The organism is Arthrobacter sp. UYEF20 (assembly GCF_040546335.1).
Taxonomy (GTDB): Bacteria; Actinomycetota; Actinomycetes; order Actinomycetales; family Micrococcaceae; genus Arthrobacter.
In genome coordinates this window covers 1-20,706 of sequence record NZ_JBEPNP010000036.1, presented here as the reverse complement: position 1 = coordinate 20,706, position 20,706 = coordinate 1, and the positions used below count along the sequence as shown (strand labels likewise).

The 20,706-nt window shown below is 65.9% G+C and carries 19 protein-coding genes and 1 pseudogene; 6 read left to right on the top strand and 14 right to left on the bottom strand.

Going from position 1 to position 20,706, the window contains the following annotated elements; translation table 11 throughout:
• Positions 1 to 264: 264 nt before the first annotated feature.
• From ABIB26_RS22365 to uraD, 7 genes are all read right to left on the bottom strand, one after another.
• On the bottom strand, positions 265 to 996 hold the full coding sequence (locus ABIB26_RS22365) for a maleate cis-trans isomerase family protein (protein ID WP_354248275.1): 732 nt from the start codon (positions 994 to 996) through the stop codon (positions 265 to 267).
• Positions 997 to 1,004: 8 nt separating this feature from the next.
• The gene (locus ABIB26_RS22360) at positions 1,005 to 2,450 is read right to left on the bottom strand and encodes an amidohydrolase family protein (RefSeq protein WP_354248273.1); all 1,446 of its coding nucleotides are present in this window, start codon (positions 2,448 to 2,450) and stop codon (positions 1,005 to 1,007) included.
• A gap of 25 nt (positions 2,451 to 2,475) precedes the next feature.
• Positions 2,476 to 3,282: an aspartate/glutamate racemase family protein gene (locus tag ABIB26_RS22355; RefSeq protein WP_354248271.1), complete on the bottom strand. Its 807-nt coding sequence runs from the start codon at positions 3,280 to 3,282 to the stop codon at positions 2,476 to 2,478.
• Complete coding sequence (locus tag ABIB26_RS22350; protein ID WP_354248269.1) at positions 3,279 to 3,962, bottom strand: GntR family transcriptional regulator; 684 nt, start codon at positions 3,960 to 3,962, stop codon at positions 3,279 to 3,281. Before ABIB26_RS22350 ends, ABIB26_RS22355 begins: the two co-directional genes overlap by 4 nt.
• 66 nt (positions 3,963 to 4,028) lie before the next feature.
• The gene (locus ABIB26_RS22345) at positions 4,029 to 5,378 is read right to left on the bottom strand and encodes an MFS transporter (RefSeq protein WP_354248267.1); all 1,350 of its coding nucleotides are present in this window, start codon (positions 5,376 to 5,378) and stop codon (positions 4,029 to 4,031) included.
• A 400-nt stretch (positions 5,379 to 5,778) separates the two neighbouring features.
• The gene (gene uraH / locus ABIB26_RS22340; protein WP_354248265.1) at positions 5,779 to 6,120 is read right to left on the bottom strand and encodes a hydroxyisourate hydrolase; all 342 of its coding nucleotides are present in this window, start codon (positions 6,118 to 6,120) and stop codon (positions 5,779 to 5,781) included.
• Positions 6,117 to 6,611 (bottom strand): 2-oxo-4-hydroxy-4-carboxy-5-ureidoimidazoline decarboxylase, encoded by a 495-nt coding sequence (gene uraD, locus ABIB26_RS22335; protein WP_354248263.1) that lies wholly within the window; start codon positions 6,609 to 6,611, stop codon positions 6,117 to 6,119. The genes uraH and uraD overlap by 4 nt, the downstream gene beginning before the upstream one ends.
• Before the next feature lie 432 nt (positions 6,612 to 7,043).
• Between uraD and ABIB26_RS22330 the strand changes: the two genes are divergently transcribed.
• Positions 7,044 to 7,814, top strand: coding sequence for an alpha/beta fold hydrolase (locus tag ABIB26_RS22330; protein WP_354248262.1), 771 nt, complete (start codon positions 7,044 to 7,046; stop codon positions 7,812 to 7,814).
• An 87-nt stretch (positions 7,815 to 7,901) separates the two neighbouring features.
• Here the strand turns inward: ABIB26_RS22330 and ABIB26_RS22325 are convergent, their stop codons facing one another.
• Positions 7,902 to 8,114 carry a hypothetical protein gene (locus ABIB26_RS22325; protein ID WP_354248260.1) on the bottom strand — a complete coding sequence of 71 codons (213 nt, stop codon included), beginning with the start codon at positions 8,112 to 8,114 and terminating at the stop codon, positions 7,902 to 7,904.
• Positions 8,115 to 8,289: 175 nt separating this feature from the next.
• On the opposite strand from ABIB26_RS22325, the gene ABIB26_RS22320 reads away from it, so the two are divergent.
• Positions 8,290 to 8,847, top strand: coding sequence for an NADPH-dependent FMN reductase (locus ABIB26_RS22320; protein WP_354248259.1), 558 nt, complete (start codon positions 8,290 to 8,292; stop codon positions 8,845 to 8,847).
• 76 nt (positions 8,848 to 8,923) lie between these two features.
• Here the strand turns inward: ABIB26_RS22320 and ABIB26_RS22315 are convergent, their stop codons facing one another.
• The 5 genes from ABIB26_RS22315 to ABIB26_RS22295 all read right to left on the bottom strand — a co-directional run bounded on the left by ABIB26_RS22315 (position 8,924) and on the right by ABIB26_RS22295 (position 15,420).
• On the bottom strand, positions 8,924 to 9,520 hold the full coding sequence (locus ABIB26_RS22315; protein WP_354248257.1) for a hypothetical protein: 597 nt from the start codon (positions 9,518 to 9,520) through the stop codon (positions 8,924 to 8,926).
• Between the two features lie 150 nt (positions 9,521 to 9,670).
• Complete coding sequence (locus ABIB26_RS22310; protein ID WP_354248255.1) at positions 9,671 to 9,910, bottom strand: hypothetical protein; 240 nt, start codon at positions 9,908 to 9,910, stop codon at positions 9,671 to 9,673.
• Positions 9,911 to 10,026: 116 nt separating this feature from the next.
• Positions 10,027 to 11,574 (bottom strand): FAD-dependent oxidoreductase, encoded by a 1,548-nt coding sequence (locus ABIB26_RS22305; protein ID WP_354248253.1) that lies wholly within the window; start codon positions 11,572 to 11,574, stop codon positions 10,027 to 10,029.
• Positions 11,575 to 11,685: 111 nt separating this feature from the next.
• Complete coding sequence (locus ABIB26_RS22300; protein WP_354248251.1) at positions 11,686 to 12,711, bottom strand: class I SAM-dependent methyltransferase; 1,026 nt, start codon at positions 12,709 to 12,711, stop codon at positions 11,686 to 11,688.
• Between the two features lie 108 nt (positions 12,712 to 12,819).
• Complete coding sequence (locus tag ABIB26_RS22295) at positions 12,820 to 15,420, bottom strand: ATP-dependent Clp protease ATP-binding subunit (protein WP_354248249.1); 2,601 nt, start codon at positions 15,418 to 15,420, stop codon at positions 12,820 to 12,822.
• Between the two features lie 209 nt (positions 15,421 to 15,629).
• On the opposite strand from ABIB26_RS22295, the gene ABIB26_RS22290 reads away from it, so the two are divergent.
• From ABIB26_RS22290 to ABIB26_RS22280, 3 genes are all read left to right on the top strand, one after another.
• On the top strand, positions 15,630 to 16,448 hold the full coding sequence (locus ABIB26_RS22290) for a glycoside hydrolase family 25 domain-containing protein (protein ID WP_502913732.1): 819 nt from the start codon (positions 15,630 to 15,632) through the stop codon (positions 16,446 to 16,448).
• Between the two features lie 114 nt (positions 16,449 to 16,562).
• The gene (locus ABIB26_RS22285) at positions 16,563 to 16,766 is read left to right on the top strand and encodes a hypothetical protein (protein ID WP_354248247.1); all 204 of its coding nucleotides are present in this window, start codon (positions 16,563 to 16,565) and stop codon (positions 16,764 to 16,766) included.
• 116 nt (positions 16,767 to 16,882) lie between these two features.
• Positions 16,883 to 17,194 (top strand): thioredoxin family protein, encoded by a 312-nt coding sequence (locus ABIB26_RS22280; RefSeq protein WP_354248245.1) that lies wholly within the window; start codon positions 16,883 to 16,885, stop codon positions 17,192 to 17,194.
• Positions 17,195 to 17,448: 254 nt separating this feature from the next.
• Here the strand turns inward: ABIB26_RS22280 and ABIB26_RS22275 are convergent.
• Positions 17,449 to 17,744: pseudogene (locus tag ABIB26_RS22275) on the bottom strand (CoA transferase); the annotation flags it as partial.
• 841 nt (positions 17,745 to 18,585) lie between these two features.
• Here ABIB26_RS22275 and ABIB26_RS22270 point away from each other — a divergent pair.
• A complete protein-coding gene (locus tag ABIB26_RS22270; RefSeq protein WP_354248243.1) occupies positions 18,586 to 20,652 on the top strand; it encodes an ATP-binding protein in 2,067 nt (688 codons plus the stop codon).
• The last annotated feature ends 54 nt before the right edge of the window (positions 20,653 to 20,706 follow it).

The following is a 20,706-nucleotide window of genomic DNA, read 5'->3' as shown; positions in this document are numbered from 1 at the left end:
ATTCGGCGGTCTCTTCCGGATCACGATCAGGCAGCTGGTTTGTCAACCCGCTGAGGATATGGGAGGTATCTTCTCCTGCAGCCACGTCCAACCTCGTTTCATCTTTGAATGTCTGGGCCAGTAGTTTTCATATTGTGAGAAAACTTTCTTGCAGTTCGAGATTATCTGGGTGACGATCCGCACGTCAAGGCGGGCGGACGGTCACAATCGGCTGCCAGGGCCTCCGGGACCCGGCAGCCGACGGGGAGTGCCTGAAGCGCCGGCTCAGGCAGAGGTGAGGAGCCTGCCCCAGCGCGGGTCCAGCGCCGGGGCGCCCGCCATCTTGAGGCAGTGCCACAGCGTGACGGCCACCGAGTCCAGAACGGGAACGCCCGTCTCGGCCTCAATTTCCGCGGTGATGTTGGCGCCGTAGAGGTTGGTGCAGAGGTAGATGATGGCGTCCGGCCTGGACGCCGCAAGCTCCAGCGAGCCCGGACGCATCTCGTCATCTGCCACGCGGGCGAACGACTCGTTGTCGCTCAGGCCCAGGAACCGGTGGTCGAGGGTCTTGATGCCGTCCCGTTGGTAGGACGCCACGATCTGTTCGTTGACGTCCCCGGTGTACGGAGTGAAGAGCCCGATGCGTTCGGTGCCGAAGGTTTTGAACGCCTCCATGTACGCCAGCGTGGACGTCGTGGCCGGGATGCCCGTGGCGTTGGTGATTTCCTCGACGAGCTGGCGGTCATGATCGGCGCCGAGCCAGGAGCCGGAGGTGCCGTTCCAGGCGATGACGTCCACATCGGCGGTGGCGAGGAGTTCGGCGGCCGAGCGCATGACGGCGGCATCGAATTGCTTGTCCGAGGATTTGTCCAGGGCAATCCGGGTGACCGGGATCCGGGCGAAGTGGATGGTGACGTCGTCCCGGTCGCCAAGGATCCGGTAACTTTGCGGTTCGAGGCAGGTGTTGGAGGACGGCACGATCATGCCGATGCGGGTGGCGCGGGTTACGGAAGGCATGCTGGCTCCTAGCTGGTGGCCTGGGCGGCGGGAGTACGGTCGGAAGTGTTGGCGGCCTGGTGCTCGCGGAAACCGTCGCGCGGCACGAACCGGCCAACGGGGCCGGGGTCGTGGAAGCCGTCGCTGTCCAGCACCACGCGTCCGGCGGAGACGACGACGGCGGGCCAGCCGGTCAGTTTGCGGCCGTCGAATGGGGAGAAATCCGTGCCCATGTGCAGTGCGTTGCCTGCCACGGTGCGTTCCTCGGCGGGGTCGAAGATGACCAGATCGGCGTCGAAGCCGGGGGTGATGCTTCCCTTGCGGGGAAGGGCGTTGATGCGGGCCGGGCCGGCCGCGAACACCTCCACGAAGTCCTCCACCCGGGCCTCGCAGCCGCGGGCAGCATCCATCATGGCCGTGAAGGTGACCGGCATGCGGGTTTCGACCCCCGGCAGGCCGTGGGGCATGGCGCGGATGTCATCGGACCGTTCGCGCTTTTGCGAGAGGTCGTAGCAGGAATGGTCCGAGGCGACGGTGTGGATGGCGCCGGCGGCCAGCCGGTCCTTGAGCTCGGCCACCGTTTGTGGGCTCCGCATGGGCGGGCAGCAGGCATACCACTCCGGCATCGCCGAGCCGTAGACCGTGTCGTCAAGAGTGATGTAGTGGGGGCACGTCTCGGAGTAGGCCTCCTGGCCTTGGCGGCGGGCCTCGGTGACCAGATCCACGGCTCCCGGCGTCGACTGATGCACAAAGTAGACCGGCGCCTTGGTGTACTCGGCCATGGCCAGGGTTTCCTTGACGGAGATTTCCTCCGCAAGCTCCGGCCGGGTCCTGTGCAGGTGCTGAATGCCGATCCGGCCGTCATCCGCGTGCTGCTGGGTGCAGTCCGCGATTATGGGGTCGTGCTCGGCGTGGATGTAGGTGAGGCCGTCCAGCCGGACCATCTCGCGCATGACCTTCAGGATCGTGTCCCCGTCCGCCATGGTGCTGCCGCGGTTGGTGGTGTACATCTTCACGGACCGGACACCCTCGGCGGCGAGCTGTTCCAGCTGCCAGGGAACGGTTTCATCCCAGCTGACGACGGACCCGTGCAGTGCCACGTCGCAGCGTGAGTCCCGGGCGAGTTCCTTCTTATGGAGGACCGCCTCCAGCGGCGTTTCCTGGGCGTCGCGGGGGATGCCGAAATCGATGATGGTGGTGGTACCGCCCCAAAGGGCGGCAGTGGAAGTGGTCCGGTAGTCGTCCAGGGTGCGGAAGCGCCCGGTTACCTGGGCCACATGGCAGTGTCCGTCGACGCCGCCGGGGATGACCAGCTTGCCGGCGGCATCGATGACGCGAGTGGCGGGGGGAACCGGTTCGGAGGCGTCAACAAGCTGGTCGATACGGCCCTCCCGGACCACAACGTGGGCGTGCCGCCGGCCGAAGCTGTTGACCACGGTGCCGAAGGCGATGACGAGTTCTGGGGTGTCGGACATCGGTGTCCTCCTCAAGTAGAAGTAGTTAGTTGGACGGCGCGGGCGAGGCAGGCTGGCCGGCGGAGCCGCGGGTTGCGTCCTGAGCGGCCGTCAGGGCGGCGTCGAGGTTCTCGGAGAGGCCGCGCCGGACCTTGAGCGGCGGCGGCGCGAAGGCGCCGGCGCGGTGCGGGCCGGATTGGAGCCCGACCACGGCTTCTGCCATCCGGATGCCGGCGGAGATGCCGTCCACCACGGGGACCGGGATCTGCCCTCGAAGCTCGCGCGCCAGCCCGGCGAGGGGTGCGCCGGCGAGGATCACGACGTCGGCCCCGTCCTCGGTGACGGCCTGCTGGCTGAGTGCCAGCAGGGTTGCCTTGAAGTCCTGCTGCACGGAGGCGATGCCGTTGAGGCTCTCGTTGATGGAACGGATCGACGCCAGCCGGCCGCCGAGGCCGAATCTCTCGACGCAGTCCAGGTACCAGGGCCGGATCCTGTCGGAGATCGCGATAATGGAGAACCGGTGGCCCTGCAAGGCAGCTGCGCAGAGGGCCGCCTCGGTGATGCCGACGACGGGGACGTCCGTGAGTTCCTTGAGTGCGGGCATTCCGGGGTCGCCGAATGCGGCCACCACAACGCCGTCGACGCTGGCGCCGTCGCGGGTATACTCGGCGACGATTTCGGCGACGGCTCCCGCCGCGATCAGGGATTCAAAGCGGGTTTCGATGTATTCGACGCCATACCCGGCGGTCCGGACCACGAGTTCGGTTCCGGGGGAAGCGGAGCGGAGCGCCTCCGCCTCGATCATGGCGGTAACATCGTCGCTGATATTGGGGTTGATGACAAGAAGTTTCATGAGTTCTTCCGATGAAGGGCGGGTTCTGTCCGGCTGAAATCCTCCGGAAACTGTTCGCGGTATTTGCCGATGTGCGACGCCGACTGGGCGGCTGCCCGTTCCGGGTCGCCGCTGGCGATCGCGGCGTACAGGGCGCGGTGTTCTTCGATGAGTTCCGGCAGGTCGCTGACGTGGCGGAAAAGCCAGTGCATCCGGCCCTGGAGCGGTTCCAGCGCGGACTTGAGGAAACCGTTGTCCGCGATCCGGGTGATGGCATCGTGGAATTCGCTGTTGGCGCGGTGGGCTTCCATGACGGCGCCCTTGGCCAGGCACCGGTCTGCCTCGGCCAGCAGTCCTTTGAGGCTGCTGCGGTCTGCAGGGGTGGCGCGGGTGGCGGCCAGGCGGCAGGCAAGCACCTCGAGGGACTGCCTGACGTCGAACAGATCCTCGACGTCTTTCGGACTCAGTGTGCTGACCTCGGCTCCGCGGGCGCCGCGGTCGCTGATGAGGCCTTCCTGGCGTAGCATGCGGAGCGCTTCGCGGACGGGAAGGCGGGACACGTTGAATTCAGCGGCGAGGTCCCGTTCCACCAGCCTGGCGCCGGGAACGTAGTGCCCTTCAAAGATCCTGTTGCGGAGGGTGTCCCGGACAGCCTCCCGAAGGGGGCGTTCCTTGTCCTGGGTCTCTTCTGCATTATGCATGGTTCTCCACTTTCGGTTCTTGTCTGGCATTGCGTTCCCGGCTTCAGGAACAGGTGCGTGGCTAGCTTAGACAGGTAGCCGCTTGTTGTAGTTCAGGGTCAGCACGGATACGCCCATGATGACGGCGGATCCGACGAAGTAGAGCAGCGCCCAGGTGTAGGAGCCGGTGGCACCCACGATCAGGCCGACAGCAATCGGGGTGACGAAGCCGGAGATGTTGCCGCTGAAGTTCATCGCGCCGCCCAGGACGCCGGCATTGGTCCGGCCGCCCAGGATGGAGGGGATGCTCCAGAAGAGGCCCACCCAGCGGAGGAAGAACATGACCACGGATAGGAGCACCACGGCGGTGGTGGGATCGGCCACCACTGTGACGCCGATCAGGCCGCCGATCACCACAACGCTGGACGTGCCCAGGAGCGTGCGCATCACGCGGTTGGCGGAGGCACCGGTGGACTGCCACTTGTCGGCGATCGTGCCGCCGAGGATTTCCCCGACAAAGCCGGCGCCGAAGATGACGAACGTGGACCAGCCGATGGTCTTGAGGTCGAAGCCCTTGGCCTGGGCCAGGTAGAGCGGGCCCCAGGTCAGCAGTCCGTAGAAGACGCCGTTGAAGCCCAGCCAGCCGAAGCACATGGCCCAGAAGGAACGGAATTTCAGGTAGGGCAGGAGGGCGCGCTTGCCCTTGCTGCCGTCGAGCTGCGCCTCGGCGTCTTCTGCAGCGTGGGAGGCTTCGATGTAATCGGCCTCGGCATCGTTGACGCCGCGGTGCTGGCGGGGGTTGTCCCGGACGTACCACCAGACGGCAAGGCCCATCAGTACTGTGGCTGCGCCGGCGAGCATGAACGAGAGGCGCCAGCTGCCGGTGGAAGCGATGAGACCGGTGATGAGGATGCCGCCCAGGCCGGCGCCCAGCGGTGCCCCGGCGTCGAGGATGGTGGCACCGCGTCCGCGCTCTGACTTGTGCATCCAGATCGCGTTGAGCTTGCCGCCGGCCGGCATGACGCCGGCTTCCGTGACGCCGATGCCCAGGCGGGCGATGAACATGCTGAGGAAGCCGCCTGCCAGGCCGGAGGCTGCCGTGGCAGCGCCCCAGCCGACGCAGGAGGCCGTCATGACCTTGCGGGGACCGAACTTATCGATCAGGAGGCCCACCGGGACCTGCATCAGCGCGTAGGTCCAGAAGAACGCGGAGAGCAGGAGGCCCACCAGCTCGGGGGCGAGGTTGAATTCTTTCTGGATGATCGGGAGGGCCACCGAGATGGAGCCCCTGTCGATGTAGTTGACGGCGACGAGGACCAGCAGGAGCAGGAACATTTTCCAGCGGACGTTGGTGCGACGTTGCACGCCGTCCTTGCCGGTCTTGCCGGTCTTGTCGTCGGGGAGCGGTACTGCGGTTTCAGTATTTTGAAGAGACACAACTTCTCCTTTACAGAGATGAAGAAAGCAGACGGGGAAAAGACGTGGGTGTTCGCGGGGCAGGAGGCCGGCTGGTGGGGCGTCCTGGGTCCTGATCCGGAGGAGCCGGCTGTGAACTGCGGCTCGGATCCGTAACGCGGACTTTTGGGATCCCAATTTGGGATCCCAAAATTGAGAATAGAAGTGACCCGTGCCACTGTCAATAGGTTTCCGCGCGTTGTGGCTCTCGAGGGTCAAAAAACCGATTGTGACTGCTTCGCGATGTGGTTAATACTGTGGTTAATACACCGGGAGACATGTCTGCGGGCCCCGGCTATCCCGCCGGAACTGCCGACAGGCACAGGAAAGGCCCGCGGGTTTGAACCGCGAGCCCTGTCCTGTCCATTCAGTTCTTGGCGGCTTAGCTGCCCCGGTAGGTCGAGTAGGCGTAGGGGCTCAGCAGCAGCGGAACATGGTAGTGCGCCTGCGCCCCGTCCACCAGGAACGTGAGGGTTACCTCGGGAAAGAAGGTCCCAGTTCCGGTAGCAGCGAAGTATGCCCCGGTGTTAAAGCCCAGCCGGTAGGTTCCGGAGGAAAGCCTGTCCGGGCCGAGCTCTTTGATCCGCCCGTCAGCATCCGTGGAGCCGGTGGCGAGCTGGACCCACTGCTCGCCGTCCAGGAGGTGAAGCGTTACGGCGATTCCGGCGGCAGGCTTACCGGAGCCGGTATCCAGTACATGGGTGGTTACGTGGGAGACGCTCACTTCAGCAGTCCTTCGAGTCGGAGCACTGCGATCTCGCGCAGCTGCTCGCCGATGATTAGTTCTTCCTGTTCGGGTGTGTGGTGGAGTCTGGAGTTGAGGGAAGCCAGGATCTCCTCCCGGCTGCGGCCCGCCGCGCGGATCAGGAACACCTGGCCAAACTTCGCCTCGTAGGCGCGGTTACCGTCCGCCAGGGCCTCGGCAACAGCTGCGTCCGGTGCACCGAGTCCCGCCTGTTCCGACTGGGATAGCAGGGCCTCCGTACTGTTGCCCGCCGCGCGCTCCCCGATCCGGGGGTGGTGCGCCAGGGCAGATTCCAGCTCCGCCGATGTGAACGGGGCGGCTGCCCGGCGGCCAGCATCAAGGAGGGAGCCGACGTCGGAATACGGCCGCGCGTTGGCGAGACTGTCAATCCAGCGCTGGATGTCCAGGCAAGGCCGCAGTAGCGCAACGGCCTCCGGTCGCTGGGCCGCATTAAACTGTTCGATTTGCATGGGACGGGTCCTCATGTGTCAATGCTGGCATCCACGGTGTGGGGCTATACGGAGAATCACGGAGAATCGTTCCGTATCGTGGAACTGTTATTTCAGCATGTGCAAAAGTCAACCCTACGGTCTGACGGGTGTCAACTACCCGCCGGTAGGCGACAGCTCGTACAGTTCCTGTACAAGGATGGCCAACCATTGGAGCGTTCGAAGCGGGGAACACCACACCTTCACCTTAGACGACCGGCCCCGAACAGTCCTCTGCCTCTCCTCTGGCACTGCACTGCGTGAATATGTCGTTGGATCTGACAGGTCTGCATGATCAATGAACCGCATCGAACGATTGCCATAAAACTACCCAATTCTCTTGTCTCCACCGCCCTTCAATGCCAATGTGAACGTTGTCCGGATACAGCCGGCACTGAAGGACAGGACCAGAAATTGACCGAATTCCAGATCTCGCCAGACGGCACGAAGATCGCATTCGAGCGGTCGGGTGCAGGGCCTGCATTGATCGTTGTCGGTGGTGCCCTGAACAGTCGCCGTTCGGCCGATATGCTGGTGCCCCTGTTGGCGCCGCACTTCACCGTCTACGCGTACGACCGGCGGGGAAGGGGCGAGAGCACCGACACGGCGTCGTACAGCCCGGACCGTGAAGTAGAGGACCTCAAGGCGCTGATCGATGCTGCGGGCGGTTCGGCCTACGCCTATGGCCACTCTTCGGGTGCCATCCTGGTGCTTGAAGCGGCGGGCGCCGGGGCGTCTATTTCCAAGCTCGCGGTCTACGAACCGCCATATCTGGCGGGGAACGCGCCAGGCGAACCTTGGCAGATCTTCCGGGACCGGGTCCAAGCTGCGTTGGACACGGGAGACCGGGGAGGTGCGGTGGAAATGTTCATCCGCCACACGGGTTCTGATTTCGATGAGGGGATGAAGACCATGCCGTGGTGGCCTGGCATCCTGAGTGTTGCCCACACCTTGCCGCACGACCTTGCGCTAACCGGTGACGGGAGTGTCCCGGCCGAGAGGCTGTCCAACATTCGAGGGACCGCGCTGGGGATCTACGGGGGAGCCAGCCCGTCCTGGGCCCGGGCCGCCATCAACGCCGTCGCCGAAGCCGTCCCGCGCATGCAGCAGGAAAAGCTGGATGGTCAGGGCCACGCCGTCGGTCCCGAGGCTCTCGCCCCGGTGCTGATCAACTTCTTCAAATAGGCCCAGGTTCTGCAGCCCCTCAAATAGATCTGCCAATCAGGCGCATGCCCCTTGCCTCGGCAAGATCCGCGCGCGGAACCGCTCCGCCTATGTGACTAAGGCGTGCAGATCGACCCCAAAGATGGCCACGAGCGGCCATAGGACAATCGCGGCGAGGCCTTCCAGAATGTTGCCGGGAACGTTCCATGCCACGAGATAGCCGTGGGTGGCGGCGACAACGACGCCGATCACCAGATACACGGTCCCGATCAGACCAATTCCGCGCCCGCCCGTTTGGCGCCTGCCAAATCCGCGTATCATCGCTCATCTCCCGATGTGGGGTGTGAACCAAATTATAGTAGCGTCCGGGGCCTTCGGGGAGGCATGCACTCCGTTCAGTTGCTTGCCCCGGGGACGGTGCTCCACGGGAAGCAGCGGCTGTGCGGGAGCGTTTAACCCGGTAGGGGGTCTTATTCATCAGGGGAGGCGCGGCTTCATGCTTAAGATAGCTGTGGTGCTCGGAAGCACCCGCCCGGGCCGCAGAGGGAAAGCCGTCGCAGACTGGGTCTTTCAGCAGGCGGCAAGTCGTACCGATGCGACGTTCGACCTTGTGGATGTGGCCGACTTCGATCTCCCGCTGCTCGATGAACCCCTCCCGCCGTCACTGGGGCACTACCGTCACGAATACACGAAGGCCTGGGCGAAAGCCATCGGGTCCTTCGACGGATACATCATTGTCACCGGAGAGTACAACCACTCCGTGCCCGGAGCACTGAAAAACGCCCTGGATTTTCTCTACGGGGAGTGGAACAACAAAGCGGTGGGCTTCGTCAGCTACGGCGGCACGGGCGGGATCCGGGCGGTGGAACATCTACGGCTCATCGCCGCGGAGCTGCAGCTGGCCGACGTCCGCGCGCAGGTTACCTTGCCGTTGGCCACGGAGTTTGAAAGTTACACCACCTTCACACCGTCGGACCGGGCCGTGAAGGGCCTGGGTACGGTCTTCGATCAAGTCATCGCCTGGGCCGGGGCCCTCAAACCGCTCCGCCAGTGAAACGGCTCAGCGCGTCGTCAATCCGGCCCGACGACGGGCCGCCGGAGCCGGCGCGGGCGGGAGGCGGGAGGCGCCATCAAGCCTGACCGGTTTCACCGGCGGCCGGCAGGAGCTGGCGGTTCCTGATCCGTGATGCGCCGAAATCGATCGCTAGCGCTCCAATCTCCCAGGGTCCGCGGTCCCTGGCCTTTGGGCGGCCCACCGCAATGTGGGGTGTCCAGCGGGGGAAGCGGAAGCCGAGGGCGCGTGAGCCGAGAATGAAGTCGTCGACGTTGTCCACAAGCAGCTCGTCGAGCAGTTCGTGCAGCGACTGCACGAGGCCGACCTGAAAGTCGTGAACCCGCTGCGGGACGTCCACTTCAAGTCCGCAGACGCTTCCGCCGCCCAGCACGATCAGCCTTTCGGCGCTTCCGGAAAAGCCTTCCAGCACCGGCAGCGCCTGCAGCCAGGCAACCGTCGCGCGGGAGGCTTCCGCGTTACCGGTGATGCCTTTGGTCCAGTCCGCGACGTCCCGGGAGAAGTCCTCCAGGACGCCGACGTGCAGCAGGGTCAGGTGCAGTCCCTGTCGCCTGCGTAGGGCATCGGCGTAGCTGCCCAGTTGCTCGTAATCCGTGGGCTCTGATCCGATGCTGAGTACCGGCACCTCCACCGTGATGCGCGGAAGCGTATGCATCCGGACCCCCTCTTGTTGCCGGCTGTTGACTCTTGAGGCCCTAATTTCGCCTGCCGGGAATGCGACTGGGCGCCTGCCCACTTCTGCCCGTCCGCGCTGATCCATTCGGGCCGCGGGTCACGCCGGAAGGCCAAACCTGGCGGACCCAGGTCAGCCCCCGGGCTTGGGCTCAGCCGTCTCTTCACCCACCCAGACGACCTGAACCCACCGTTGGCCCTCGTCATCCCACGACTCGGAGTGCCCCAGCCGGGCGATGTCTTCAAAGGCGACGTCGATGCCGTGGCTCTGCAGGGTTTCGCTCAGCTCTTTGGTGGCGGCCCGGACTGCGGCCGCGATGTCATCGGGAGTATCGGACGAGACGGGACGGGACGCTTCATAGGATGAACTCATGGGCACCATACTTCACGTTCGGTCCGCCGATTGGAACAGCCCGGGGTCCAATTCCGCCTGCCTCGATGATCCGGGCTGGCGAATCCCGGCTCGCCGGCAGCGGTGGAATCCGGCGGTCACGGCGCCGGCCGGGTCGGCAGGTTCTTGGTGGCCGGACCCTGGATGACGGCGCCGCCGGGGGCGAAGCGGGAACCGTGACAGGGGCAATCCCAGGTGACGTCGGCGGGATTGAAGGCGACGGTGCAACCAAGGTGGGTGCAGACGGCAGAGACGGCGTGGACCCGGCCATCTGCGTCTTTGTAGACGGCAGTGCTCTCCCCGTTCACTTCGATGACCGTTCCGTCTCCCGGGGCCAGGGCCGGGGCCAGGGCCGGGGCCGCATGGCCGGGGCGGCCGCCGAGCTTGCCGGCCAGCAGGGTTGCCGCGGTTTTCATGTTCTCCTGTACGAACCGCCGGGCGCTGGCTACGGGAGTGATCCTGTTGCTGTTGAAGACGCGGGCCCAGCGGTTCGCCCGGCCGTTGAGGGTGTCGGTCAGAATGAGGGCGGCGGCGGTTCCGTTGGACAGGCCCCATTTGCGCAGGCCGGTGATCACGAAGACATGCCTGGCGGCGGGGGACATGCGTCCGACGTAGGGTAGCCCGTCAAGCGGGATGCCGTCCTGCGTTGACCAGCGGTAGTCGACCTCGCCGACGCCGAGGCGGTCGTGGGCGAAGGCGGCGAGCCTGCGGTAACGCCCTGCTGTGTCGAAGGCCTCGGACGCGCGATGGCCTTCGCCGCCGACAAGCACGTAGCTCGCGCCGCCGGCGTTCGCGGTCAGGATGGAGCGCACCGGTTCGTCGGCGCTGATAAACGTGGCGCCCAGCGGCTGGGTGTCCACCCGTCCGGCCACGAGGTAGGAGCGGTGCGGATGACACCGCAGCTCGAACAGGCCCTGACCGCCGAAGGGTACATTCGTGGCGACGATGATGTCCCGGGCACGGACGGTTCCACTCCCGGCGTCGACCACGCACGGTGAGCCGTCGTGGATCTTTTGGGCGCGCGTCTCCTCGTACACAAAACTACCGTTGCCATCGACCGCCCGGGTCAGGCCCTGCAGGTATTTCACGGTATGAATTTGGGCCTGTCCGTCGAACCGGACGGCACCTTTGACGGCGAACGGCAGCGGCACATCGGTGGTGAAGGCGGCGGGAAGGCCGAGCCGGGAGGCGAGAGCGGCTTCAGCGCGGACGAGGCCCAGCGCGTCGTCGCTCTCGGCGTAGGTGTAGTTGGCCACCCGGCGGAAATCACAGTCGATGCCTTCCCGGGCCACCACGTCCGCAACGTGTTCGAGCCCGGCCTGGTTGGCCTGCCCGTAGGCGCGGGCAGTGCCGGCGTTGTGGCGGCCTTCGAGTTCGGTATAGGCGAGGCGGTGCAGGGATGTGACCTTGCCTGTCGTGTGGCCGGTGACGCCGGTTCCGACACGTCCGGCCTCGATCACCGCGACGGTTCGGCCCGCGCGTTTGAGGGCCAGTGCGGCGGTCAGCCCGGCAATGCCGCCGCCGACGACGGCGACGTCCACCTCCACGTCCCCGCGCAGAACCGGGTAGCCGGTGGTCCCGGCGCTGGCCACCCAGAGGGACTTGGGCTCGCCCTCGAGCCGTCCACCCGGCGGGCCGGCCGTCACGGCGTCACCCCGGCGCCGCGCAGTTGCAGGCGGGCACTCCCGCCGGTACGTCCCGAATAGCGCGGTCTACTCGCAAGCATGTGCTGATCATCCCGCCTTGGGGGTGGTTTATCAACGCCCCCGCGGTGGTTCCACGAGCCCTCGGCATCCCGCAAACGGACCGCCGACGACGGCCGTAACGAATCCGGCCGGGGCAGGCCGCCGTCGGGTTTCTTGGCCGAAGTTCCGGTGTTCCTCGAGGGTCAGGCCGAACGCCCCGACGAAATCCGCGGCGCGCTCCCGGGCCGGGGGAGTGTTGTCGATCCCGAAGGCGAGCGGCTCGCCGGCGAATCTCGTCGCGGCCCGGGCGTAGCGCATATACGGCGACCGGGAGGCGATGATCTCCGCGGAGAAGTAGTCAAAGGCGACGACGCTGCCCGGGGCCGACCCCGCGATCCGCCGCAGCGTTCCCTCGACCGAATCGCGGTCCAGGTACATGGTCACCGCTTCCCAGACGAAGAACGCGGGCCGGGCCGGGTCGAACCCAGCATCAACGAGCTTCTCGAACCAGTCTTCCGCCTGGAAATCGGCGGCCACGTACGTGGCGAGGTGCGCGGAGAGGCCTGCGTCCCTCAACATCCTGAGCTTGAAGGCCTGGGTCCGGGGCTGATCGATCTCGAAGCACCGCACGTTCGCTTCCGGTCTCAGCCGGTAGGCGCGGGTGTCAAAGCCGGCGCCGAGGATCACCAGTTGCTCGATGCCGGGGAGGTGCCGGCGGAGGGCGGCGTCGTAGAAGCTTGTCCGTGCGGTCTGCTGATGGCGCATCGGGGCCACACCGTCGTACGGATACCGGTAGATCCGGGGAACATGGCCCGTCATGAGATGGGCCGCCATCGTCGGGGTGGTCTCCAGGCGGAACCCCTCCCGGGAGACATTGGGCATGACCATCATGAGCCGCGCAGCGGGCTCATCGGGCCGGGTCCCCAGCCGGTGCTGCATGTAGCGGGTGTAGAGCGAAGCGAGCAGGGTCGCCGATATGCCTGTCCGCCGGCTGTAGACGAGCAGCTTCGGCACGGCCCACAGATAACCGACCGTTCCCACCGGGAGGAGCGCCACCTGGATCACGCGAAATAAACCGGCCGCCTCCATTCCTCGCATTCGCCGCATCTCGCCCCACTCCTCCTGCTACGCCCTTGCCCGTCCATGCTCCTCCGGCGGGTACCGGGGGTCAACACGTCCGCGGCCGTGGGCGGAGCCGGAGGCGGCTTAGGCCGCCAGCGGCATCGATTCGTGACGGGCCCCGACGACGAGCGAGTTCCCGTCGATCGAGACGGACACCTGCCCGCCGGACCGGAGGTCCGAGGCCACGAACAGATCAGCGATCCGGTCGTCCAGCTCGCGCTGGATCACCCGGCGCATCGGCCGGGCGCCGTATTCCGGCTCGTAGCCGCGTTCGGCGATCCAGTCCACGGCCGCTTCGCTGACGTCAAGCCCGATGCCCTGGGATTGCAGGCGGGCTTCCGTCTGGCTCAGCATCAGCCGCACGATCCGGCGCAGCTGTGCCTGGTCCAGCTTGCGGAACAGGACGATCTCGTCGATCCGGTTGAGGAACTCCGGCCGCATGGACTCGCGCAGCCGGCCCAGCACTCGGTCCCGCAGCGCCTTCTCGGAGCCGAAGCCGTTGCCGCCGTCGTCCTGGGACACAAAGCCCATCGCGCCGCCCTTGCTGGCCAGGAACTCCGAGCCGAGGTTGGAGGTCATGATGATCACCGTGTTGCGGAAGTCCACGGTTCGGCCCTGGCCGTCCGTCAGGCGTCCGTCGTCGAGCACTTGAAGCAGGAGGTTGAACACGTCCGGGTGGGCCTTTTCGACTTCGTCCAGAAGCACCACGGAGTACGGGTTGCGCCGCACGCGTTCGGTGAGCTGGCCGGCTTCGCCGTAACCGACGTACCCCGGAGGGGCGCCGACCAGCCGGCTCACGGTGTGCCGTTCGCCGAACTCGCTCATGTCGAAGCGCACCATGGAGTTCTCGTCCCCGAACAGGGACCCGGCCAGGGCCTTGGCGAGTTCGGTTTTGCCGACGCCGGTCGGTCCGAGGAACAGGAAGCTGCCCACCGGCCGGCCCTCGTCCCCCATGCCGGTGCGGTTGCGCCGGACCGCTTTCGCGATCAGCGACACGGCGTCTTCCTGCCCGACGATCCGCAGGTGCAGTTCCTCCTCGAGCTTGCCCAGGCGTTCCCGGTCGCCTTCGGTGAGGCGGCTGGCCGGGATCCCGGTGGACCGGGAGATGATCCCCGCGATCTGGTCCTCGCCGACGACGGCTTCCGGAGCGCCCGCGGGGGTGCCCGGGGCGCCGCCGGGAACTGTGGACGCGAGCTTGCTGCTCACCGACTGCATCTCGTCCCGCAGTTGCGAGGCTTCCTCATAGCGTTCGGCAGCGACGGCGTCGTTCTTGGACCGCTCGAGGGTGGCGAGCTGCTCGCGAAGAACTGCGACGTCGGTCCGTGAGCCGAGCTTGAGGCTCAGCCGCGCACCCGCCTGGTCGATCAGGTCGATCGCCTTGTCCGGCAGGAACCGGTCCGTCACGTAGCGGGCGGAGAGCTCGACGGCGGCGCGGATCGCCTCGTCGGTGTAGCGCACGCGGTGGTGTTCCTCGTACCGCCCCCGCAGGCCGTCAAGGATCTGTACGGCCTCTTCGATGCTCGGCTCGCCGACCTGTACGGTCTGGAAACGGCGTTCCAGCGCCGGGTCCTTCTCCACTTTGCGGTATTCGGTCAGGGTTGTGGCGCCGACGACGTGGAGTTCACCGCGGGCCAGGCGCGGCTTGAGGATGTTTCCGGCATCCAGGCCGCCCTCCCCGGCGCCGCCGGCACTGACCACCGAGTGCAGCTCGTCGATGAACAGGATGATTTCCCCGGCGCTCGAGCTGACCTCGTCCATCGCCTTGGTCAGGCGTTCCTCGAAGTCGCCACGGTACCGGGTGCCGGCGAGCATGGCGGGCAGGTCGAGGGCGACGACGCGCTTTCCGCGCAGTTGTTCGGGCACGCTGCCGGCGGCAATCGCCTGCGCCAGCCCGTCGATGACCGCGGTCTTGCCGACGCCGGCTTCGCCGATGAGGACAGGGTTGTTCTTGGTCCGCCGCGCCAGGATCTCGATGGTCTGCTCAATCTCGTCCGCGCGGCCGATCACCGGGTCCAGTCCGCCTTCGCGGGCCCGCGCCGTCAGGTCGCTGCCGTAGGTGTCCAGCATCGGGGTCCCAGACTCAGGGGATGCGGGCTGCCGCTCGCCGGGTTCCGTCTGACTGGGTGCCGTGCCGGGCGCGGAGCCGCGCGGACCGGACTGCTCGGCCGGGCCCGACTGCAGGGACTCCGGCGTGACGCCGGCAGCTGCCAGCACCTGGCCGGCGGGGGTCTCCTGATTGATGACCAGGGCGAAGAACAGGTGTTCGGGATCGACATACGTGGAGCCGAAGGCCCGGGCCACCTGGTACGCATCGAGCAGCGCGCGCTGCGCGGAAGGGGTGAGTGCGGGGGCAATTGCTGCCTGGCCGGCGGCCTTCTCCGGCAGGCGCTCCTCGGCGGCCTTGGCGATGCCTGACGGTGCCGCTCCGGCGTGCTTGATGTAATCGGCGGCCGGTTCCGTCTCGGCCATGACGCGCAGGATATGCAGCGCGTCGACATGGATGTGGCCGTGCTCGACGGCGAATTGCGCGGCGCCGGCCAGCACCTCATGGGTGCGCCGGCTCAGCAGCCTGGTGATGTCCATCGGGTGCCCCGAGCGGGACGCGCGCTGGCCCTGCAGGTAACGCGCAAGGAACTCGTCGAAGGAACTGTCGCCGGAACTCGCCGGTCCGAAAAATGTAGCCATGAAACCTCCATTTAGGAAAGTTGAGTGTACTGGACTCAACGGTGGGACCATGGATTTATTCCCGGTGATCCGATGAGAGCCCCGGGGCTGGTGCCTGGCCTCCAGCCGATGCGCCACGGCCTGGCCATGAACCGTCATGTCCTTGACCACGGGGCCCGTGGCGATCATGCTGGGCTCCTGTTCGCTCCGCCCCGACGGGAAGGCCGGCCATGTCCGCCATCAACTCAGCCACCCCCGCTGCGCGTTTCCGACATGTCTTGGCCGCAGCCGCCGCAGCCGCCGTTGCGGTGCTGATGCTCCTTGCCCCACCAGCTGAGGCAGCCACCACTGCCGCCCCCGGCAACGATTTGTCCTGGCCCCAGTGCGGTCAGACCTTGCCGAAAGGCCAGGCCTTCGCCATCGTCGGCGTGAACAACGGCCTGGCGAACGCCACAAACCCCTGTCTGGACACCCAGCTGACGTGGGCCCGCGCATCCAAGGGCGGGACTGGACAGGCGCCGGTCGCCCTGTATGTGAACACCGCCAACCCGGGCAAAGCCGGGTCGTGGTGGCCCACCAGCAACACATACGGCGGGACTACCGTGCCCTCCCCGTACGGCGAGTGCACCAGTGGATCCTACGGCGCGGCCTGCTCATACATGTACGGGTACGCGAAGGCCTATGACGATGCGAACATCCGCGGCGTGAGCAACCCCGCGTCCTACACCTGGTGGCTTGATGTGGAGACCGGGAACAGCTGGTCAACGGACACGGTGGCGAACAGGGCCGATCTCGAGGGCATGACCGCCTACTTCGCGAGCATCGGAGCCCGCACGGGCCTTTACTCCACCAGAACGCAGTGGGCCCAGATCGTGGGGACTGTGCCGTCTTCAAGCAATCTGTACCCGCTGCCCAGCTGGGTGGCCGGAGCAAACTCGCTCGCCCTGGCGAAACGCAAATGCTCGGACGCCGCCCTGACCGCCGGCGGCAAGGTCACGCTTGGCCAGTACGTTTCGGGCGGATTCGACTACGACTATTCCTGCATCTGAGGCACGCGCCCCGTCAACCGCAACGGGTTCCGCGCTGGCGTCAGCGACGCCCGTGACGGGCTCCTTCCGGAGGTCCCAGGTGTAGGGTTTGCCTCAACTGACGAAGGGGTCCACATGAGCTACAAATATCGCACCGTCCGGGTTCGCGGCACCGAGCTGATCGGAACCATTGCGCGCAAACACGGGGGTGCCCCGGAGATCTACGAAACCTCGAAGGACCCAAGCACCTCAGTGGTTCCGGTGTTCTTCCAGGCAACGGGCGAGCTCCGGTTTTTCGACAGGGCAATGCTGGAAGACGTCGTGACACCCGCCGGATAGCCGCGATGACGCATCCTCAGACCTGATGCCAGGACGGGTCAGGGCAGTCCTTTTGCCTGACCCGGACAGCTGCTCATTCTGTACCGCGGTGGTGGTCTGGCATGGACAATAGATTCATGAGGATTGAACTGCTCCATATCGATGATTGCCCAAACTCGGCCGTAGCACGTGAGCGTCTGGAAGCAGCCCTGACCGCCCGGGGGCACAACGGCATGGAAGTACACATGAGGCTTCTGAAGTCCGCATCCGATACAAAAGACACGGGATTCGCCGGATCTCCGACGATCACCGTCAACGGAACCGACATCTTCCCAACCGGCGCGCCCGCGGGCGATCTCGCGTGCCGGATCTACGTGACTCCCAGCGGTCTTGCGGGCCTGCCTACCGTTGATCAATTGACGGAAGCGCTCAAGAGCAACGGACTCTGACGCCGACCACACCTGCTCCTGTTGCGGCAGGACGATGCCGTGTAAAAAAGTTGCATGCCCTCGGGACCGCACCTGTATATATTTGCCGGCGATGCGGCTTGTGGGTTGCCCTCAGAATTCGGTCCGTCAACCGTGAACCCGTTCATCCGTCGGCCAGGAAACGGACTTCGCTTCGGTCATGACCGACGGGAGTCTCGCGTTACCGAGGATTTTGTGGTCGACGTCGATCACGAGCACCTCCGAGTGGACCTGTCCGCGGCCGGGATTCCCAGGCGGTCCAGTACCCCGGGGCGGAAGTTCTCGATCACGACGTCCGCGCGTTCCAGCCGTTCGCGCAAAACTGTCCGCCCGTCGTCGCTCTTCAGGTCCAGCGCAATGGATTCCTTGTTGCGGTTGCAGGACAGGAAGTAAGTGGGAATCGCCCTCGGGGCCTACGAAGGGGGACCCCAGCCGCGGCTATCGTCTCCCTGCCGGGGTTCTCTATCTGGATCACCCGCGCGCCCAGGTAAGCCAGCATCATCCCGGCGTGCGGGCCGGCGAGGGCACGGCTGCTTGTAGATCCTGTTCATTCGCGGAATATCCAGGCGGTTTCGTTTTGCGGTGGATCAGAGTAGGGGAGTGGCTAACCGTGAAGCGAATCGAATGAGATACCCATCGGGGTCTTGGACCAGGAATTGTGAGACTCCGGCGTCTGTATCGCCCGTTTTGTACCACTTGTTTTCCGGGGCCATGAAGAGCGGCCAACTGCCCGCCGAAAGACGTTCCACCAAAGGTGTTATCGCCGGCACAGAGACCTGGAAATTCACACCGCGGCCCAGCGGACTCTCAAGAGCGCCAGGGACCCAATTTCGCCCGACCGCGATCTGCTCGAGCATGACGTGCGCCGTTCCCGAGTGCAGATACGCGAACCCCTCCTCCGGCCGGTCGTAGAGAATCTCGAAACCACACAGCGTGACCCAAAAATCGAGGCTCGTGACGAGATCGGTGATTAGGAGTTCTGGCACAAGGCCTGGAGCTATGGGGGCTACTTCGCCCGACGCGGATGTCATGTCCCCATTATGGTGCCGTTCCGTCTCTCGGTCCGGCCCGTAATCCGTGCTTTCAACAGGCCTCTGGCTCTTGTTCGCTACCTCCACGCTGCAAGCAACAGTTGCTGCGCCCGGGCACCCGCCGTATCCGCCCCAAATGAGAGGCGACGAGTGGGACAAGAGTGAACTGCAAGGAATTTCCGACGGCGACCGCAGATTTCGCGGCCCGCGTCCTAGGAAAACGTTGATTTTCTGAAGGCACGGGGAGACCTGTTGGTCCTGGCCCGAACTTCAGAGTCGCCTCGGCCTCCGCATTAACTCTGCTGCGAACACCTCCTCCCGGCCTGTGCGCAACTCGTCGTCATGCTGCTCGCCGGATCCCCTGGGGTCAAAGTGCTGGCCACCAGCCGGGAACCGCTCCATGTCGACGGGGAATACACCTTCCGGGTGCCGTCATTGCCACTGCCCTCGCCCCTTCGGACCGACTCTCCCGACCTGGCCGAGCTGGACCGTCTGCCCTCTGTCCGGCTTTTCGTTGAGCGAGCAGCGCAGGTCCGGCCCGGTTTCGCACTCGACGCCGACAACGCGCAGGGGGTGACCGAGCTGTGCCGGCGGCTCGACGGGATGCCGCTGGCCCTGGAATTGGCGGCGGCCAGAACCGCTGTTCTCGAGCCCGCCGAGATCGTCCAGCGATTGGGCGATGCCTTGTCCCTGCTCGGCGGGGGAACCAACGGCGTCACGCGTCACCAGACGCTGCGCGGCACCCTGGAATGGAGCCACGAGCTGCTCACCAAACCGGAGCAGGTTCTGTTGCGCCGGCTCTCTGTGTTCGCGGGTGGATTTACCCTCGACGCCGTGGAGGCGGTCTGCGCTGACCCGCCCCTCCGGCAAACCGAACTGCTCGACCTGTTCGCCAAGCTGGTGGACAAGTCTTTGGTGGTCAGTGAACGAAAGGCCGCCGGGACCCGGTACCGGCAATTGGAGACGGTCCGCCAGTTTTGCCACGAGAATCTCGATCATGCGGGTGAGGCGGCCCAGCTGGCGGCGGCGCACTGCGCCTATTTCCTTGCCCTCGCCGACTCCCACAATCCCGAACGGGCCACCGGGGTGGTCATCGAACAGCCGAAGTTCCTCGACCGCGAGCACGACAATCTGCGCGCTGCGCTGCGATGGTCGTGTGCCCACGAGCCCGAGTCCGCGCTCCGGCTCGCCGCGAGCCTGTGGCGGTTCTGGTTCCTCCGCGGTCATGCGGTCGAGGGAGCGCGCTGGATCGAGCGTGCCTTGGCGGTGGCACCGGACCCGACCCGGCCTCGCGCGGCTGCTTTGATCGGTCTGACCGGACTGTACAGCAGGCAGGGTCGCAGCGATCGGCACCGGGCGCTCGGCGCAGAGGCCCTGGCGATCGTGCGGCAGATCGGCCAACCCGACGAGGTGGTGATGGCTCGGCTCATTGAGACCTCGCCGGCCTGGAGCACTTTCGACCTGGACGAGGCCGAACAGCTGGCAGCCGAAGTGCACACCGAGGCGATCGAGGGGGGCAGGGCCGAACATGCCGCTGCCAGCAGTTGGCTGCTCGGCCAGTGCGCGCTGTCCCGTGAGGACGGACCGCCCGCCGCCCGTCACCTCAACACCTGCCTGAGTGAGCTCGCGCAGTCCGACACCAGCACTCCACCCTTCCTGCCGGTGATCACGCCGAGCCTGCAACTGGTCCCGATCGCCGGACGGTTGGTTCCCTGCATCGAGGAGACCATGCTGTTGGGCAGGCGGGTCGGCGTCATCCAGGCCAAAGGCTATGTGCTGTCCGCGCTCGGCTACGCGGCCCGGCTGTCGGCGGACCCGCAGTCGGCGATATCCGTCATCGCGGAGGCAGCCGAACATTTCGCCGAGTTGGGAGATGACCTGGCCAGGGCGCAAGCACTTCACCAACTTGGCTGCATTTTGCGCGACTGTGGCGACCAAAGCGCGGCCGATGATGCCCTGTCTTTGGCACGGGAGCTCCGGCACGGCCTGGGCGACCGGCGGGGCGAGTTGCTGACCGAGCTTAACATCGCCCTGCTTCGCGCCATGGGTGGTGACGCCGACCGCGGCCTGAGCGACGCTCGGGGTTGCCTGTCCAGGTTCGAGTCAGCGGGAGATCAGGTGGGGATGAGCGCCACCCTGAACATTCTGGGGGCCGTCGAACTGATCTCCGGGCAGGTCCGGGCAGCACGGGAAATGTACAGGCGGGCAGCCGAAAGGGTTGCCCCATGGCGGCGACACACCGGCTGGCAAGGGTTGATGGTGGCCGAGCTGTCCAACGAACTCGGAGACCCGCATCGGGCGGCCCGCGAAATTGACCGGGTTGCGGCGATATTCGACCGGACGAGATGCGTCATCGCCGGTCAGCGACGGTCAAGTCCAAATGCGTGGTGTAACGCGGTTGCCGCGTGATCTTTGGTTTGTTTAGGCGCTGAGCGCCAGTTCTGGGGTGTTCGCTGCCTCCTC

What these genes read in the sequence shown, in the direction of transcription:
- ABIB26_RS22320 (WP_354248259.1), top strand. Translation starts at nt 8,290, where the DNA reads ATGCTTAAGATAGCTGTGGTGCTCGGAAGCACCCGCCCGGGCCGCAGA.
- ABIB26_RS22325 (WP_354248260.1), bottom strand. Translation starts at nt 8,114, where the DNA reads ATGATACGCGGATTTGGCAGGCGCCAAACGGGCGGGCGCGGAATTGGT.
- ABIB26_RS22365 (WP_354248275.1), bottom strand. Translation starts at nt 996, where the DNA reads ATGCCTTCCGTAACCCGCGCCACCCGCATCGGCATGATCGTGCCGTCC.
- ABIB26_RS22290 (WP_502913732.1), top strand. Translation starts at nt 15,630, where the DNA reads ATGTCCGCCATCAACTCAGCCACCCCCGCTGCGCGTTTCCGACATGTC.
- ABIB26_RS22300 (WP_354248251.1), bottom strand. Translation starts at nt 12,711, where the DNA reads ATGCGAGGAATGGAGGCGGCCGGTTTATTTCGCGTGATCCAGGTGGCG.
- ABIB26_RS22285 (WP_354248247.1), top strand. Translation starts at nt 16,563, where the DNA reads ATGAGCTACAAATATCGCACCGTCCGGGTTCGCGGCACCGAGCTGATC.
- ABIB26_RS22310 (WP_354248255.1), bottom strand. Translation starts at nt 9,910, where the DNA reads ATGAGTTCATCCTATGAAGCGTCCCGTCCCGTCTCGTCCGATACTCCC.
- ABIB26_RS22315 (WP_354248257.1), bottom strand. Translation starts at nt 9,520, where the DNA reads ATGCATACGCTTCCGCGCATCACGGTGGAGGTGCCGGTACTCAGCATC.
- uraD (WP_354248263.1), bottom strand. Translation starts at nt 6,611, where the DNA reads ATGCAAATCGAACAGTTTAATGCGGCCCAGCGACCGGAGGCCGTTGCG.
- ABIB26_RS22355 (WP_354248271.1), bottom strand. Translation starts at nt 3,282, where the DNA reads ATGAAACTTCTTGTCATCAACCCCAATATCAGCGACGATGTTACCGCC.
- ABIB26_RS22280 (WP_354248245.1), top strand. Translation starts at nt 16,883, where the DNA reads ATGAGGATTGAACTGCTCCATATCGATGATTGCCCAAACTCGGCCGTA.
- ABIB26_RS22295 (WP_354248249.1), bottom strand. Translation starts at nt 15,420, where the DNA reads ATGGCTACATTTTTCGGACCGGCGAGTTCCGGCGACAGTTCCTTCGAC.
- ABIB26_RS22350 (WP_354248269.1), bottom strand. Translation starts at nt 3,962, where the DNA reads ATGCATAATGCAGAAGAGACCCAGGACAAGGAACGCCCCCTTCGGGAG.
- ABIB26_RS22360 (WP_354248273.1), bottom strand. Translation starts at nt 2,450, where the DNA reads ATGTCCGACACCCCAGAACTCGTCATCGCCTTCGGCACCGTGGTCAAC.
- ABIB26_RS22270 (WP_354248243.1), top strand. Translation starts at nt 18,586, where the DNA reads ATGCTGCTCGCCGGATCCCCTGGGGTCAAAGTGCTGGCCACCAGCCGG.